Origin of the sequence: Vibrio toranzoniae (genome assembly GCF_024347655.1) — a bacterium.
Lineage (GTDB): Bacteria > Pseudomonadota > Gammaproteobacteria > Enterobacterales > Vibrionaceae > Vibrio > Vibrio toranzoniae.
On sequence record NZ_AP025514.1, the window covers coordinates 1,942,450 to 1,957,701 of the forward strand.

13 protein-coding genes and 1 pseudogene are annotated in these 15,252 nt (G+C 40.5%); 4 read left to right on the top strand and 10 right to left on the bottom strand.

Annotation, left to right across the window (positions count from 1 at the left end):
- Positions 1-48: 48 nt before the first annotated feature.
- On the bottom strand, positions 49-471 hold the full coding sequence (locus OCU50_RS08585) for a GNAT family N-acetyltransferase (RefSeq protein WP_060469656.1): 423 nt from the start codon (positions 469-471) through the stop codon (positions 49-51).
- A gap of 1,116 nt (positions 472-1,587) precedes the next feature.
- Positions 1,588-1,917, bottom strand: coding sequence for a hypothetical protein (locus OCU50_RS08590; RefSeq protein ID WP_060469658.1), 330 nt, complete (start codon positions 1,915-1,917; stop codon positions 1,588-1,590).
- 143 nt (positions 1,918-2,060) lie between these two features.
- Between OCU50_RS08590 and OCU50_RS08595 the strand changes: the two genes are divergently transcribed.
- Entirely contained in the window at positions 2,061-2,333 is a 273-nt protein-coding gene (locus tag OCU50_RS08595; RefSeq protein ID WP_065311204.1) for a hypothetical protein, read from the top strand.
- Positions 2,334-3,122: 789 nt separating this feature from the next.
- Here the strand turns inward: OCU50_RS08595 and OCU50_RS08600 are convergent.
- From OCU50_RS08600 to OCU50_RS08610, 3 genes are all read right to left on the bottom strand, one after another.
- The gene (locus OCU50_RS08600) at positions 3,123-3,560 is read right to left on the bottom strand and encodes a hypothetical protein (protein ID WP_060467979.1); all 438 of its coding nucleotides are present in this window, start codon (positions 3,558-3,560) and stop codon (positions 3,123-3,125) included.
- Between the two features lie 159 nt (positions 3,561-3,719).
- Positions 3,720-4,154 carry a GNAT family N-acetyltransferase gene (locus OCU50_RS08605; RefSeq protein ID WP_060467980.1) on the bottom strand — a complete coding sequence of 145 codons (435 nt, stop codon included), beginning with the start codon at positions 4,152-4,154 and terminating at the stop codon, positions 3,720-3,722.
- A 1,349-nt stretch (positions 4,155-5,503) separates the two neighbouring features.
- A complete protein-coding gene (locus OCU50_RS08610; RefSeq protein ID WP_060467981.1) occupies positions 5,504-5,893 on the bottom strand; it encodes a hypothetical protein in 390 nt (129 codons plus the stop codon).
- Between the two features lie 1,390 nt (positions 5,894-7,283).
- On the opposite strand from OCU50_RS08610, the gene OCU50_RS08615 reads away from it, so the two are divergent.
- Positions 7,284-8,258, top strand: coding sequence for an integron integrase (locus OCU50_RS08615; RefSeq protein WP_060467982.1), 975 nt, complete (start codon positions 7,284-7,286; stop codon positions 8,256-8,258).
- A 227-nt stretch (positions 8,259-8,485) separates the two neighbouring features.
- Here OCU50_RS08615 and OCU50_RS08620 read toward each other — a convergent pair.
- Positions 8,486-9,620 (bottom strand): annotated as a pseudogene (locus OCU50_RS08620) (ISL3 family transposase).
- Positions 9,621-9,735: 115 nt separating this feature from the next.
- Here OCU50_RS08620 and OCU50_RS08625 point away from each other — a divergent pair.
- Together OCU50_RS08625 and OCU50_RS08630 are read left to right on the top strand one after the other, a co-directional pair.
- On the top strand, positions 9,736-10,257 hold the full coding sequence (locus OCU50_RS08625) for a prepilin-type N-terminal cleavage/methylation domain-containing protein (RefSeq protein ID WP_060467983.1): 522 nt from the start codon (positions 9,736-9,738) through the stop codon (positions 10,255-10,257).
- A gap of 402 nt (positions 10,258-10,659) precedes the next feature.
- Positions 10,660-10,851, top strand: a complete 192-nt coding sequence (locus OCU50_RS08630) for a hypothetical protein (protein ID WP_060467984.1) — start codon at positions 10,660-10,662, stop codon at positions 10,849-10,851.
- Between the two features lie 342 nt (positions 10,852-11,193).
- Here OCU50_RS08630 and proX read toward each other — a convergent pair whose 3' ends face one another.
- The 4 genes from proX to OCU50_RS08650 all read right to left on the bottom strand — a co-directional run bounded on the left by proX (position 11,194) and on the right by OCU50_RS08650 (position 15,239).
- Positions 11,194-12,201: a glycine betaine/L-proline ABC transporter substrate-binding protein ProX gene (gene proX / locus OCU50_RS08635; protein ID WP_060467985.1), complete on the bottom strand. Its 1,008-nt coding sequence runs from the start codon at positions 12,199-12,201 to the stop codon at positions 11,194-11,196.
- Positions 12,194-13,297 carry a glycine betaine/L-proline ABC transporter permease ProW gene (proW, locus tag OCU50_RS08640; RefSeq protein ID WP_060467986.1) on the bottom strand — a complete coding sequence of 368 codons (1,104 nt, stop codon included), beginning with the start codon at positions 13,295-13,297 and terminating at the stop codon, positions 12,194-12,196. The genes proX and proW overlap by 8 nt, the downstream gene beginning before the upstream one ends.
- Positions 13,298-13,300: 3 nt before the next feature.
- Positions 13,301-14,488 (bottom strand): glycine betaine/L-proline ABC transporter ATP-binding protein ProV, encoded by a 1,188-nt coding sequence (gene proV / locus OCU50_RS08645; protein WP_060467987.1) that lies wholly within the window; start codon positions 14,486-14,488, stop codon positions 13,301-13,303.
- Between the two features lie 538 nt (positions 14,489-15,026).
- Positions 15,027-15,239 carry a TIGR02450 family Trp-rich protein gene (locus OCU50_RS08650; protein ID WP_060467988.1) on the bottom strand — a complete coding sequence of 71 codons (213 nt, stop codon included), beginning with the start codon at positions 15,237-15,239 and terminating at the stop codon, positions 15,027-15,029.
- Positions 15,240-15,252 lie beyond the last annotated feature (13 nt).

The window sequence follows — 15,252 nt, forward strand, 5'->3', positions numbered from 1 at the left end:
AAGCAAACCGAAAATGCCGAGCGTTGGGAATCTGTCTTAAACGCTTTGTTAGGAGATTGTTCTCGACATGCTATAAAATCTCTCGTCTGCGCTATCAATTACAAATCCAACTCTTTTGTAGAGGTGGAAAGCTGGACTAATTTTAAATACACGTAACCTAAGTCGAATAGAGCCTGATTTAATGGCTAACCTTTCACATTCAGAAAGTGCTAACGCACCAATACCTTGATTTTGGCATTTTTCGCTGACTTGCAAGTCACGGATGTAACAACCATCGTTATCAAACGCCAAACGAATTGCCCCAACAACCTCACCATTAAACAGAATATCGAAGTTATTTAAATCATGGATTTGAGCTTCTATTTTTGAGCAATCCCAATCAACAGAGTAATGCTCGTAATATGAACGCATGTTTAAGTAAGTGATTTTAGCCGAAGCTGATAAATCTTCTGTTTGTTGATACGAAACCATTGAATCTCCTAACGCTAAGCTAAGTAGTGAGCAACGCAATACGAAGCCACCGCATAACACCTTAAACACATAAATCAACGCATACTAAAAATGCCACGCGTTGCGAATCTGCCTTAAGCGCTTTGTTAGTTTGCCACCGCGATGAAACCAGAGGTTTAGCGCCAAGGTGCTGAATTGGTTACAAAACTACTGGCTTTCGACGCAGATGTAAAATTGAAAACGACAGAACTCAAATACAACCGACAAAACGCGCTGGGCTAAGAAGCGGCATACTACAAATAACCACGGTTTGAAGTGCTTTAACTGACAAAGGATTCGTTCGACCAACCTGACAACCAAATATGATCAAGCCATTTGTTAACAAATTAGCTGCCAAGAAAAAGAAAACGCACCAAAGAACTAGCAACAATGTTAGAACCAGTAAGTGACTCACTCACCGCAAACGCTTCCAACATAGTGCCACCGGAAAGTTCGTGAGATTGGAAAACGAACAGGTGAATAGCTAGAACGTAGAACAACGCTTTTAGACCACAAACGCTTTTCTGCCCTTTGCAAACTAACGCCGCGTTAAGTGGTGAGCAACGCTACCACCCTACCTAAACTATTGTGCCGTAAACACTAAAGCTGAATCAAACCGAAAATGCCGAGTGTTGGGAATCCGTCTTAAACGCTTTGTTATAACTACGCTTTCCTAATTGGTTGACATATAAACCACAAAAAACAACACGCAAACGTTAATCCTGCTGCATTTAATTCGTTAAGTCCGAATTGATTGACAAAAAGGGAACTACCCGAAGCTGCAATAAAAAAGGTAGCATAATAATAGACCTTGAACAGCTTTAACTCGTGAGAACACTTTTTGCATTTTATTAGTTTGCCAGGGATGAATTTTAACTTATCCCTCACAGTCAAGGGCTCTGCGCAGTTTGGGCACTTGAACATATCCACTCCTAATTGGCATTGTAAAACCAATAAGCTAAGAGCAACTAGTTTACTATGCAAAACAGTAAGAATTTACTTCGAGGGAGTTCAAAAATGCCACGTAGTTATAACGCCACATTAAGCGGCTTGTAATAGTTGGCTAAAATGTGAAGCGAAGCGGAACCGAGCAAACTGTTACAAGTCCGACTTTAATGCCTTGTTATGAAGCTTTGTGCAAACAACTCCTTTTAAAAAAGTAATAACTAAAACACAACTGGTTACTATTAAAAGCTGACCGAACAATAACATAAATAGTTTTGGCCAGAAATTAACTTCTTCGGTAAATATCGGATGCCAAAAATAAATAAGAGTTAAATTACCAGGAAATAGAAATATTTGATATCCAGGTAGTGGTCCACCAAAAAACCCCCACAGATTCCAGCTTAGTGTAAATGTAAGTAATCCCACAGCCATAGCAATTAAACCAAGAAAAATAGCAAAACTAACAAGTTTAGGTATATTCATATTAGCTTCATAACGCTAAGCTAAGTGGCTAACAAACCTGCCACCTTACTCAATTTGAACACCTTAAACACACAACTTAACCAAACCAAAAATGCCGAGCGTTTGTTAGTCCGTCTTAAGCGCTTTGTTAGTTTGCCACCGCGATGAAACTAGAGGTTAAGCGCCAAGGTGCTGAATTACCTATTAAACTACTGGCTTTAAACGCAAAAGTAAAACGGACAGCTCAGAACTTAAGCCCAACCAACAAAATGCACTTGGTTAAGAAGCGACATACGACAAACAACCACGGTTTGAAGCGCTTTAACTGGCAAAGGATTCGTTCGACTAACCTGGCAATCAAGTGCGACCAAGCTATTTACAAACACCTCAGCCGCCAAGACAAAGAAAACGCACCAACGAATGAGCAACAATGTTAGAGCCAGTAAGTGACTCACCGCAAACACTTCCGACATAGTGCCACCGGAAAGTTCGTGAGATTAGAAAACGAACAGGTGAATAGCTAGAACGTAGAACAAGGCTTTTAGACTCCAAACGCTTTTCTGCCCTTTGCAAACTAACGCTAAGCTAAGTAGTGAGCAACGTAATACGAAGTCACCGCATAGCACCTTAAACACATAAATCAACGCATACTAAAAATGCTACGCGTTGCGAATCTGTCTTAAGCGCTTTGTTAGTTTGCCACCGCGATGAAACCCGAGGTTTAGCGCCAAAGTGCTGAATTAATTATGAAACTACTGGCTTTAAACGCAAAAGTAAAACGGACAGCTCAGAATTGAAACCTAACCGACAAAACGCACTTGGCTAAGAAGCGACATACAACAAACAACCACGGTTTGAAGCGCTTTAACTGACAAAGGATTCGTTCGACCAACCTGACAACCAAATATGACCAAGCCATTTGTTTACTAATTAGCCGCCAAGACAAAGAAAACGCACCAAAGAACTAGCAACAATGTTAGAACCAGTAAGTGACTCACTCACCGCAAACACTTCCAATACAGTGCCACCGGAAAGTTCGTGAGATTGGAAAAGGAACAGGTGAATAGCTAGAACGCAGAACAAGGCTTTTAGACTACAAACGCTTTTCTGCCCTTTGCAAACTAACGCCGCATTAAGGTGTGAGCAGCGTTTGCCTATACTTTGAGCGAAGCGAAAACGGCAAGCGTTGCGAATCACTCTTAAATGCTTTGTTATACGCCTGTGCGCTAAAAATCACAGCGTTTTTCAACTAAGGGGATGTGTTTATTTCTAGATCTTTTATCAAGAACCAAGTACTTACCATGGTCAATAAGAACTTCATATTGAATATTCTTACGACCGCCACCAAGGTGTTTTTGTGGCCAACTCGGCCAAAACTTATATACACGACCTGTGAACTTAAGTATTTCCTTATTAGCAAGAGGTTCCATGTAAGAACTAAAATCACGCTCTACTACATAGCCCAAAATCTCATTCTCTTTTAGAAAGTCGTCACCAACATTCTTTCCGATAATTTTCCATATTTGAGGCTCATTTGTACCAAAATAATCAGTTGCCAATATGGAGAATGATTGAAAACAGTCATCTTGTATGTCTTGTTTTCGGCTACAACTGTAAATTAATAGAGCTATACATCCGATTACACAAATCCATTTAAAAATCATATCTCTATCACCCATTAGCTAGTGGCGTATAACGCCGCGTTAAGTGGTGAGCAACGCCTACTACCCTACCTAAACCATTGTGACATAAACACTTAAACGGAAGAAAGCTGAAAACGCCATGCGTTGGGAATCCGTCTTAAACGCTTTGTTATGGGCAATTTAGACGCGCCTGATCATCTTGATATGAGGTACGCCAGTGCTCTTAGCCACATAAGATTGACCTGATGCCTGAAAGCCCAATTTTTCATACATTGATACGGCATGTAGCCTAGCATTTAAGTATATTTCTTCAGCACCCTTTTCGAGTGCTTCATGTGTCAGTTTTGTTAGAACTCTAGTGCCTAAGCCCTGACCTTGCATACTCGGGCGGACGACCATCTGAGAAATCTTAAATCGTCGGGGGCTTTCTTCGCTTAGTCTGCCATATGCGCACAATGAACCATTATTTACTACTGCAACATGAAGACTGCTGCTTTCAAGCCCATCAAACATTATTTCTCGAGGAAGACCAGGAGTTCGAAAGAACAAGTCGTACCGTAAATCCAAGGCATCTTGATATAGATCATCCGTACTTTCTAAGTGAATAAGTTCCATTTTATCTCCTTGCCCATAACGCTAAGCTAAGTAGTGAGCAACACAATACGAAGTCACCGCATAACACCTTAAACACATAAATCAACGCATACTAAAAATGCCACGCGTTGCGAATCTGCCTTAAGCGCTTTGTTAGTTTGCCACCGTGATGAAACTAGAGGTTTAGCGCCAAGGTGCTGAATTAGCAATGAAACTACTGGCTTTCGACGCAAAAGTAAAATGAGCAGCTTAGAATTTAAACCCAACCAACAAAACGCACTTGGCTAAGAAGCGACATACCACAAATAACCACGGTTTGAAGCGCTTTAACTGGCAAAGGATTCATTCGACTAACCTGACAACCAAGTGTGATCAAGCCATTTGTTAACAAATCATCTGTCCGGAAAAAGAAAACGCGCAAAAGAACCATTACGAAAAGTTAGAGCCAGTAAGTGACTACCGCACCGCAAACACTTCCAACATAGTGCCACCGGAAAGTTCGTGAGATTGGAAAACGGACAGGTGAATAGCTAGAACGTAGAACAAGGCTTTTAGACTCCAAACGCTTTTCTGCCCTTTGCAAACTAACGCTAAGCTAAGTGGCTAACAAACCTGCCACCCTACTAAATTTGAACACCTTAAACACACAGCTTAACCAAACCAAAAATGCCGAGCGTTTGTTAGTCCGTCTTAAGCGCTTTGTTAGTTTGCCACCGCGATGAAACCAGAGGTTTAGCGCCAAGATGCTGAATTAGCTATGAAAGTACTGGCTTTGAACACAAAAGTAAAACAAGCAGCTCAAAATTTAAATACAACCAACAAAACGCACTTGACTAAGAAGCGACATACGACAAATGACCACGGTTTGAAGCACTTTAACTGGCAAAGGATTCGTTCGACCAACCTGACAACCAAATGTGACTAAGCTATTTGTTAGCGAATGAGCCGCCAAGACAAAGAAAACGCACCAAAGAACTAGCAATAATGTTAGAACCAGTAAGTGACTCACTCGCCGCAAACGCTTCCAATACAGTGCCACCGGAAAGTTCCTGTGATTAGCAAACCAACAGGTGAATAGCTAGAACGTAGAACAACGCTCTTAGACCACCAACGCTTTTCTGCCCTTTGCAAACTAACGCCGCATTAAGGTGTGAGCGACGCTTGGCTATACTTGAGCGAAGCGAAACTGCCAAGCGTTGCGAATCACTCTTAAATGCTTTGTTATGTGCTTAGCCCACCTTTCCCCACCAACCCTTAATAAAACTAAAAGTCTAAGATTGCCACACTTTCTACATTGCCAGCACGCGAGTGCAACCCATTAGCCTGACCGCTTCGTTATGCAATAAAACACCCAAACAGTCAAATTAGTACTACTTTTTTGTAAATACTCCATCACATATTACTTTCATGCCAAAACCACAGATCACTCCATAACCTGCAATTTGAGAAACCTTAGCTTTATTTTCAGTAAACTCTATATCAATTATACAAGCTTCATCATCAAAGCGAGCTTTATTATAACGAACAGTATTGTTATTTAACTTTAAAAGTGTTCTTTTAACCATTCCTGAGTTGAAATTTGGCGTTCCATTTTGGCAATTCATTGATATAAAAACACTACTTTGGTCCTTTCTTTCAACAACAAGCGTTGAATAAACACCATCTTCAATGTATTGCTTGTATGTACCATTTATTTCTATTGAACTAAAACTAGGACAGCTAATGAAAATTAAGCAAACAGCCATTATGAATCGAAACATCTGCACCCCTACTTATTTAAAATGGTATAAGAAGAAATTGAAAATTAGCATCATGTAAACCGGAAGCATATTTAAGTTACATAACGCTAAGCTAAGTAGTGAGCAACGCAATACGAAGCCACCGCATCACACCTTAAACACATAAATCAACGCATACTAAAAATGCCGCGCGTTGCGAATCTGCCTTAAGCGCTTTGTTAGTTTGCCACCGCGATGAAACCAAGGTTTAGCGCCAAGATGCTGAATTAATTATGAAACTACTGGCTTTGAACGCAAAAGTAAAACGAGCAGCTCAGAATTAAAACCCAACCAACAAAATGCACTTGGTTAAGAAACGACACACGACAAACAACCACGGTTTGAAGCGCTTTTAACTGGCAAAGGATTAGTTCGACCAGCCTGACAACCAAATATGACCAAGCCATTTGTTAGCGAATGAACAGCCAAGACAAAGAAAACGCACCAATGAACTAGCAGCAATGTTAGAACCCGTAAGCTACTCATTCACCGCAAACACTTCCAACATAGTGCCACCGGAAAGTTCGTGAGATTGGAAAACGAACAGGTGAATAGCTAGAACGCAGAACAAGGCTTTTAGACCATAAATGCTTTTCTGCCTTTTGCAAACTAACGCTAAGCTAAGTAGTGAGCAACGTAATACGAAGCCACCGCATAACACCTTAAATACATAAATCAACGCATACTAAAAATGCCACGCGTTGCGAATCTGTCTTAAGCGCTTTGTTAGTTTGCCACCGCGAGAAAGCCAGAGGTTTAGCGCCAAGGTGCTGAATTGGTTATGAAACTACTGGCTTTGAACACAAAAGTAAAACGGGCAGCTCAGAATTAAAACCCAACCGACAAAACGTACTTGACTAAGAAGCGACATACCACAAATAACCACGGTTTGAAGCGCTTTAACTGGCAAAGGATTCGTTCGACCAGCCTGACAACCAAATATGACCAAGCCATTTGTTAGCGAAATGAGCCGCCAAGAAAAAGAAAACGCACCAAAGAACTAACAACAATGTTAGAACCAGTAAGTGACTAACGCACCGCAAACGCTTCCAATATAGTGCCACCGGAAAGTTCGTGAGATTGAAAAACGAACAGGTGAATAGCTAGAACGTAGAACAAAGCTTTTAGACCACAAACGCTTTTCTGCCCTTTGCTAACTAACAGTTATTAGACAGAAAAATTCTGTACTTATAATACAGAACTTTTATATCTAGTACCTTAATAACATAAACCATATCCCATTTTTATGAAAAATAACAGTAGCTTAAATACTACAACCCTAAGCCTTCATCCCACAATGCAGATTTTTTCTATATAGTATGAGTTGATATGCCAAACTGCAGTTTATGTATATATAACCAGTAAAAGCTTAATGAAAAAATCACCATTTTTATCGCACATACAAGAATATATGCTTGGGAGAAACTATGCTCTTCGTACAACCGAAGCGTACATTTATTGGATCCACCAATACATTCTTTATCATGACAAAATACACCCAAAACGCTTAACCTCTAGGCATGTAGAGGATTTCCTAACGCACCTTGTTGTTGACAAAAAATCAGCAAAGAAAACACAAAGTCTGGCACTCAATTCACTAGTATTTTTATACAAAGAAATCATTCAAAAACCCATAGATCTTGATATGCAGTTTCGACGTTCAGACAAGTCCAGAAAATTGCCCACGATTATGACTCCAGAAGAAATTGGAAGGTTATTCAGTCACTGCTCACCTAATTACAAATTGGCTTACCAATTAATGTATGGGTCAGGCTTGCGTTTAATGGAATGCGTACGTTTACGCATACAAGATATCGATTATGAATATAAATCCGTACGTGTATGGCAAGGTAAAGGAGGCAAAAACCGCATAGTTACAATAGCTCCAGAACTTTTCCCAGCAATCAAACATCAACAACAGGTATCTACGAGTTATTATCAACAAGACGTGAATGACGAAACTTTTTCTGGTGTATACCTCCCTGAGGCTTTAGCTAGAAAATATCCAAATGCAGAAACGAATTTAAATTGGCAATTTCTCTTTCCTTCTAATCGTTTGTCGTCAGATTTACAAACAGGCGAGATACGTAGACATCATATTCACCCAACAGCGCTGCAAAAGCACATTAAGGTCGCTGGCCAAAAAGCGAACATTGATAAAAATATCTCATGCCATACCTTAAGACACTCATTTGCTACACACCTTCTTCAAAGTGGTGCGGATATTAGAACCGTTCAAGAACAACTAGGACACTGTGATTTAAAAACAACTCAAATATATACTCACATCATTGATAGAGGGGCCAATGGCGTTATTAGCCCGCTATCAAAAATATTCGTCAAATGATGCTTTTACCGACGGAAGCACCTACACCCAAAGCATCTCGAAGAAACTCGTAACGCTAAAGTTCCCTAATCTAATAATGCTGAACCTTAATCTACACGTCTCAATTTGTAAAAGATCAGTATTTTGGAGTCATAACATCGAGATTAGATAGTAAAATTGTCACCATAGAAAAGATATTTCCTTTGGTAAGAGTGGCTTATGATGCATACTAGTGGCTTTTAAAGGGGTCATCGCGGCTTTCCGGGGAAAGCCGCTTTTATCTTCAAGAAGAAGTAGTCTGTATCTCGATACCCATACCCCATTCGCTTGATTAACTTTATTTTGTTGTTTATCCCTTCCAATGTGCAGGTGTTGAGCGGATAACTTGCCGATGCGATAATACCGTGAAGATAAGGCCTCAGTTTTCGTGCGAACTCTTTCAATGGCTTAATTCCACTCTCTTGCACTTGTGCCCACCATACCTCCCAGAGCCCCTTAGCATGTGCTTCTGATTCACAATACCAAAGCTCTTTGAGTTGTGAACCGAGTATATAAGTGGTCATTAAGTCCTTATTGATATTCAATATTTCGGTAAGGTAGCTATCTTGCCGTGGATTTAAGTTGCTTCTATTTTTCAACAATACCCAGCGTGAGCGCTTGACCCATTGCCTCGTTTTTTTATCCTGCTTGAGTTTGTTGGCTTGGTCGACTCTGACTCTATCCATCACCTCACGACCGAACTTAGCAACAACATGGAATAAGTCGTAAACGATTTTTGCGTTCGGGCAGTGTGCTTGAACTTCAAGGTCAAAAGCCGTATTCATGTCCATCGCGACCGCTTCGATATTGTTGCCATGCTTGCCTAACTGCTCGAAGAACGGTCGTATGTCCTTGCGGCTACGGCCTAACCCTATCCAAATGACTTGGTGAGTCTTAGCATCAGCGATAACTGTGGCATATCGGTGCCCTTTAAAGATGGCGAAGTCGACGTTTATCTATCTCTTTAATGGTGTGCCAATGAACGCTCGTTAACTGGGAGATATGCTTAATGGGAAGAAGAGGCAGTAGTTGTTCTATATAGCTTTTTAGGCGCTTCGTTATACGAGCATAAGGCTCCAACCAAGATAGAGACTCTGTTTTTATGCCGCAGTCATGGCATTTAATCCTTCGAGTTTGAACGGAAAGTTCAACAGGAACATTGAACAACATGGCCTCTTTCACATGACGCCATTGATACTCATGGATAGCCTCGGCTTCAAGACCGCAAAGGCATTTAGCCTCAGAGTTCGGTTTAAGAGTCAGTGTAATAAGTGATGCTGTCTGGTGAGACTTTACTATTTTAAAGCCTTCCCAGAATGAAGATAGGAAAGTATGATTCGGCATGAAAACGGTAGTTTGTGTATGATTTTTGTTTGGCGACTAAACCATATCACTTACTACCGTTTTTGTTTTTAGTTCCCGCTAATCCGCGATGAACCTTTTAAAGGGGGGATAGTCAATGAAAAAGAACGGCTTTACACTTCTTGAGCTTGTTGTCGTAATTGTAATTCTCGGAATAATTGCTGTGACCGCTGCTCCTAGATATCTAAATATTAGTACCGATTCTCATGTAGCTGTTGTGAAAGGAACGGGCGCATCTTTTAAAACAGGTGTCGACTTTGCTTATTCAAAGTTAATGGCAACGAATGGCGGTGGCCCTGCAACCAATATTCCTATTTACGATGACTCCGCTACTGGACAGCTTGATTTCAATGAATGGGGGTACCCAGCCCAGCAGTGGCATTTAGAGGAAGACTTTCCAAGGTTAGACAATATCGATGATTGCATATCAGTCTGGGATGCGCTATTCGCAGACCCACCAAGTATTTCTAGCTTTAATTCTCCTACAGATACAGACTATATCGCTGAATACATTCAAACCGATCAATGTCGCTACCATTACAGGACAGTTCCAGAACTCTCCATTTATTATAACTCAATGACTGGTGAGGTTATTATAGACGATGAGCCCAATAACTGAGCCTTAGATGGTATAGTGTTGAGCTACTATAGTTAGTAACCGCGTCCAATAAAAATACCACATGTTAAAAGTTAATATTTGGGAACAAGTGTTATATCTAGTTCGTCTATTGGCAATTAACCAGCATTTTGTATTAGCGCAAAACCTACTACTTTGTAACTATATGTTTCATTGACTATTTTCATGATTACGCAAGTACGTTAGACAAACTTAAACCACCTCACAAAACACTTGAGATCTGATACAAAAGTGAAAAAAGTACGATCTTTCTTATCACTATTTTGTATACATAAGTAATATCAACGATCTCAATTAGCCGTGGCCATTAATTGAGCAATTGCTTTCACTTTTTGAAGTCTGTATCGTTTCCTTATGCACATGATCACTTAAGGATTGATGACAATGGACAAGCTACTAACGAGCGTGATGGAGAAAAAACAGAGAACAATCGTAACAAGTCTATTCGCACTGAGCGGATTTAAAATAGCAGCAACAGACTTTGATGATGTGACTTTTGAGCGTGAAGACGTAACTGTTAATGTTCATTTTGATTTGTCTTCAAATGTAGTATCAATTTCGGTTTTAAATAATTAAGAAAACAGTCTCATTATTGATAGTGAGTCATAAACAATGTGACTCACTATTTATTTTAATTAATTTGACACCAAACACTCTACTCTTCCCCCTTCTGATGTTTGTGATAAGTCATACTTATATCCATATTCAAAACACAACTGAGTTATCGAGTTTTCTAAAAGCTTAGCTGTTCAATGTGAGCGCTAGAACATAAAATAAAAAGCCAGCGTCGGAATAAGACTGCTAGCTTTTTAATGATTAACTTTATCGTTTCCTGACTGAGTATTATAGCGTTTCTTTGATGCTCACAAACACCAAAGAAAGTACTCACTTAGTCTGAACTAATACAATTAAACGTTGTTATAGTGCTGCTTTCTTGGCTTCTTCAATCCAACCATCAAACATGCTTTGGTTCGCTTTAATCCAGCCGTTCACGTGTGCTTCGATATCAGCAGAGCTGTTTTTACCCTTGCTCATCATCATGTTCTGTGCACTTACATCATTGATGTTAAGCTTGATGATTTCGAAAAGCTTAGCCGCGGATGGATTATTTTTTGCAAACTCTTTATTCGCGATAATACGCATTGAGTTCATTTGGAAGCCATAGTTCTTACCGTTAGATAGCGTAGTATCAACATCAGAACGATCACCAGGAAGTGAAGAAAATGGAACTTCTAACCAAACTACATCTTCATTTGGAACCAATACACCACTCACCCAATACGGTGTCCACGTGTAGTATAGAATTGATTCACCCTTTTGGTAGCGCGAAATGGTATCAGCAATGATGGCAGCATAGTTACCTTGATTATGAGTAACCGTATCATCCAGTTTAAATGCTGAAAGTTGGTGCTCAATAACCGTCTCACAACCCCAACCTGGGTTACAGCCCGTTAGATCAGCTTTACCATCTCCATTTGCATCAAACAGTTTCGCAATTTTTGGATCGGTTAGTTGACCAATATTCGTAATGTTATACTTTTCTGCCGTTTTCTTATCAATCAAGTAGCCCTGAGCTGCACCGCTGACATATTGACCTTCACGATAAAACTTATCATCGCCACCTGCCATTTTGTATTTATCATCATGAAGTGGAAACCAGCCTACTGATAGGAATGTGGCGTCACCTTTTGCGATCGAGGTATAACCTACGTTGTAGTCCACTTCTTGCGTCGATTTCACGTCATAGCCAAGTTCTTCTAAAGCACGATTAACGATCAAAGTTTGGAATGTTTCTTCCGCTACAGACGATTGAACAGGTTGAACGGAGATACCTTCACCCGGTAAGCTTGCTGCCCAAACATTTGTTGATACGGCTAATGTAGAAACGATGCTAACAGCTAATTTGCTCTTCCATGAATTATTCATTAGTGTTTTTCCTTGATTGTAGTTTTGATTGGTTACCGCGATTTAAAGCGTTAAGTAAAATGGAAACAGGTCCCATACGGTACCAGCGTAGTTTTGTATCACCTGCATTAACCCCTAAAACTTGAGTAATTCGATCAAGTAGGATTGCAAGAATAACAATGCCTAAGCCACCGACAGCAGCAAGCCCCATATCTAAACGACCGATACCTCTCAGTACCATTTGGCCTAAACCGCCTACTGCGATCATTGACGCTATAACAACCATAGACAGCGACAACATGAGTGTTTGGTTTACACCTGCCATTATAGTTGGCAAGGCGAGCGGCAGCTGAATGCGATAAAGCATTTGCTTTTTATTGGCACCGAACGAATGTCCCGCTTCAATCAATTCTTCCGGTACCTGTTGGATACCCAAGATGGTCAAACGTACCACTGGTGGTAATGCAAATATGATCGTTACCACTACGCCCGGCACGTTACCAATACCAAATAACATAACGATGGGTACCAAATAAACGAAAGCAGGCGTGGTTTGCATCGCATCGAGAATTGGACGCACAAATTTAGCGGCAGTATTACTTCGGGCCAACCATATACCCATTGGTAAGCCGATCAATAAACAGAAGAATACCGATGTCATAACCAGTGAAAGAGTGGTCATCGCTTCAGACCAAGCGCCAATCAAGCCAATAAAAGTAAGGGATACTGCAGTCGCAACACCAAGCTTGAGGTTTGAAAACTGCCATGCAACCAAAAACAAAATGATCAGCATGAATGGTGCAGGTGTAGACACAAGTGCCGTTTCAAATGAACTTAAAATGAAATCGATAGGTATACGTACTGCCTGAAATAATGGTCGACCATGTTCAACTAGCCAATTCAATCCAGATTCAACCCAATTATCAACTGGCAACACTGCTTCCGCAAATGGGTTTAGTGGATCAAAAGGTGCAGTCTCTACTGTTTCACTGCTTAACCAATCAGCCGATGGTGATGTATCACTTGCTTGACCCCATGGGTCACTTGCAGGTTGATCTGATGGTTCTGATTTAGTGGATTGTGACCACGGGTCATTATCTATTTGTTCTGACGACATGCTCTACCCCTTATCCAATGTTTGTAGCAGTCGTGATTTAGTTACCACGCCAAAGTAAGTACCTTTATCGTCGACGACAGGAACGGAGTAAGGAACACCGCCAACAAGGCCAAGTACGTCGTTGATTGGTAAATCCGGGTTAAGAGTTAAGCCATCATCTAATTGAGCACTAACTAATGACTTATTTTCTTTGTGTGCTTTACGAAGAGACTCAACAGAAACAATGCCGGAGTAGTGACTGCTCTTATCAATAACGATGCCGTATTCACGGTCGTTATCCATCAATATCTGTAATGCGGAGGCTGGGCCGTCATGTTCTGACTTCTTAAATACCGCCGCAGGTTTCTTGCGAGCAATATCTTTGACGGTCAATGCACTCGCCACATTAACACCTCGGAAAAAGGCTTCAACATAGTCATTAGCAGGGCTATTTAAGATCTCGTCTGGTGTACCAACTTGAACCACCTCACCATTTTGCATAATCGCAATTCGATCGCCGATTCTCATTGCCTCATCAAGATCATGGGAAATAAAAACAATCGTACGCTTGTCGTCATTTTGCAGTCGGATTAGCTCGTCTTGCATTTCAGTACGAATCAAAGGGTCGAGTGCAGAAAACGCTTCGTCCATTAATAAAATGTCAGGGTCACAGGCGAGAGCACGAGCCAAACCAACGCGCTGTTTCATCCCACCAGACAATTCATCTGGATAAGATTCTGGATATGGGCCAAGGCCAACTCGTTCTAGTGCTGTAAATGCTGACTGTTTTCGTATATCGGCTTCCACACCTGCTAGCTCAAGGCCAAAAGCTGCGTTCTCGATCACCGTCATATGTGGCATCAAGGCGAAATTTTGGAAAACCATAGAGATGTTATTACGGCGAACTTCGCGGAGTCTATCTTCTGAGATGTGGGCAATATCTTTGCCTCGAAGAAGCACATTGCCCTTGGTAGGTTCAATCAAGCGGTTAAGAAGGCGTACTAGGGTTGATTTGCCAGATCCTGACAATCCCATTATGACGAAAATTTCACCTTCTTGAATACTCAAAGAAACATCGTTAACACCGATCGTTAGCCCTGTCTCTTCGAAAACTTTGTCTTTATCCGCACCTTCATCAATCATTGAAAAAGCACGATCAGTGTCTTCACCAAACACCTTGTACAGTCCCTTAACTTCCAGTATGGGATCCATGTAATCTAATCCTTTCTTAGTTTTTTTAAGCTTAAAAACGGCTATTTAAGATTAAAAGTAGTTTATTTAAACCCGGAAAACAATTAGCACTCTAATCAATTGCCTGGTAAGGATCAAGAGATTCTATACTGTAAAAAATTCTGTTAAGACTATAATCAACCATAAAAAAACCAATTCAACATCAACTTAAAACAACATAATATATTGATATTTATATAAAATTAAAAAAACAATAAACCTTATAAATTATGTGTCAACGGCTAAAAGATTATTGAATGTTTATTTAAAACTTGAGTGAACAATAAAGTCCACAAACCAAGAACAAAGAAAATAGTTCGTACACAAATCATTAGAATGCGAACTATTTATCAAAATTTCAGAGCCAGAGATTCACTTTGTTCAATGGATAAATCAAAGGCAGAATAAAACAAGACCACGGCTCTCCATCACCGGCTAAAACAAGCTTGGAGAAACTGGTAGCCTCTAGTTTGCCTTAGAATGATCTAACGACCTTTAACAAAGAACAATATTCTCTCCCCTATTTCCAGCCTGGGAGCCAATTTTGATTATCAATGAGGTCTCGCCAATTGATGTCTTCTTCTCGTTTGGTCATTACCGCCTCTATCATGCAGCGCACTACCTCCCCTTCATCAAATTCGACTTCTGTGACCATAAAGTGCTTTTCTTTCTTCACAGGACTTACGGCTGTCCATTTGCTACGAAATAACTTCTTTGGGTTGATCCGATTCATGGGATTCTCTCTT

Excerpts from the sequence above, each read along its gene's own strand:
- OCU50_RS08585 (WP_060469656.1), bottom strand. The coding sequence starts at position 471 with ATGGTTTCGTATCAACAAACAGAAGATTTATCAGCTTCGGCTAAAATC.
- OCU50_RS08590 (WP_060469658.1), bottom strand. The coding sequence starts at position 1,917 with ATGAATATACCTAAACTTGTTAGTTTTGCTATTTTTCTTGGTTTAATT.
- OCU50_RS08595 (WP_065311204.1), top strand. The coding sequence starts at position 2,061 with ATGAAACTAGAGGTTAAGCGCCAAGGTGCTGAATTACCTATTAAACTA.
- OCU50_RS08600 (WP_060467979.1), bottom strand. The coding sequence starts at position 3,560 with ATGATTTTTAAATGGATTTGTGTAATCGGATGTATAGCTCTATTAATT.
- OCU50_RS08605 (WP_060467980.1), bottom strand. The coding sequence starts at position 4,154 with ATGGAACTTATTCACTTAGAAAGTACGGATGATCTATATCAAGATGCC.
- OCU50_RS08610 (WP_060467981.1), bottom strand. The coding sequence starts at position 5,893 with ATGTTTCGATTCATAATGGCTGTTTGCTTAATTTTCATTAGCTGTCCT.
- OCU50_RS08615 (WP_060467982.1), top strand. The coding sequence starts at position 7,284 with ATGAAAAAATCACCATTTTTATCGCACATACAAGAATATATGCTTGGG.
- OCU50_RS08625 (WP_060467983.1), top strand. The coding sequence starts at position 9,736 with ATGAAAAAGAACGGCTTTACACTTCTTGAGCTTGTTGTCGTAATTGTA.
- OCU50_RS08630 (WP_060467984.1), top strand. The coding sequence starts at position 10,660 with ATGGACAAGCTACTAACGAGCGTGATGGAGAAAAAACAGAGAACAATC.
- proX (WP_060467985.1), bottom strand. The coding sequence starts at position 12,201 with ATGAATAATTCATGGAAGAGCAAATTAGCTGTTAGCATCGTTTCTACA.
- proW (WP_060467986.1), bottom strand. The coding sequence starts at position 13,297 with ATGTCGTCAGAACAAATAGATAATGACCCGTGGTCACAATCCACTAAA.
- proV (WP_060467987.1), bottom strand. The coding sequence starts at position 14,488 with ATGGATCCCATACTGGAAGTTAAGGGACTGTACAAGGTGTTTGGTGAA.
- OCU50_RS08650 (WP_060467988.1), bottom strand. The coding sequence starts at position 15,239 with ATGAATCGGATCAACCCAAAGAAGTTATTTCGTAGCAAATGGACAGCC.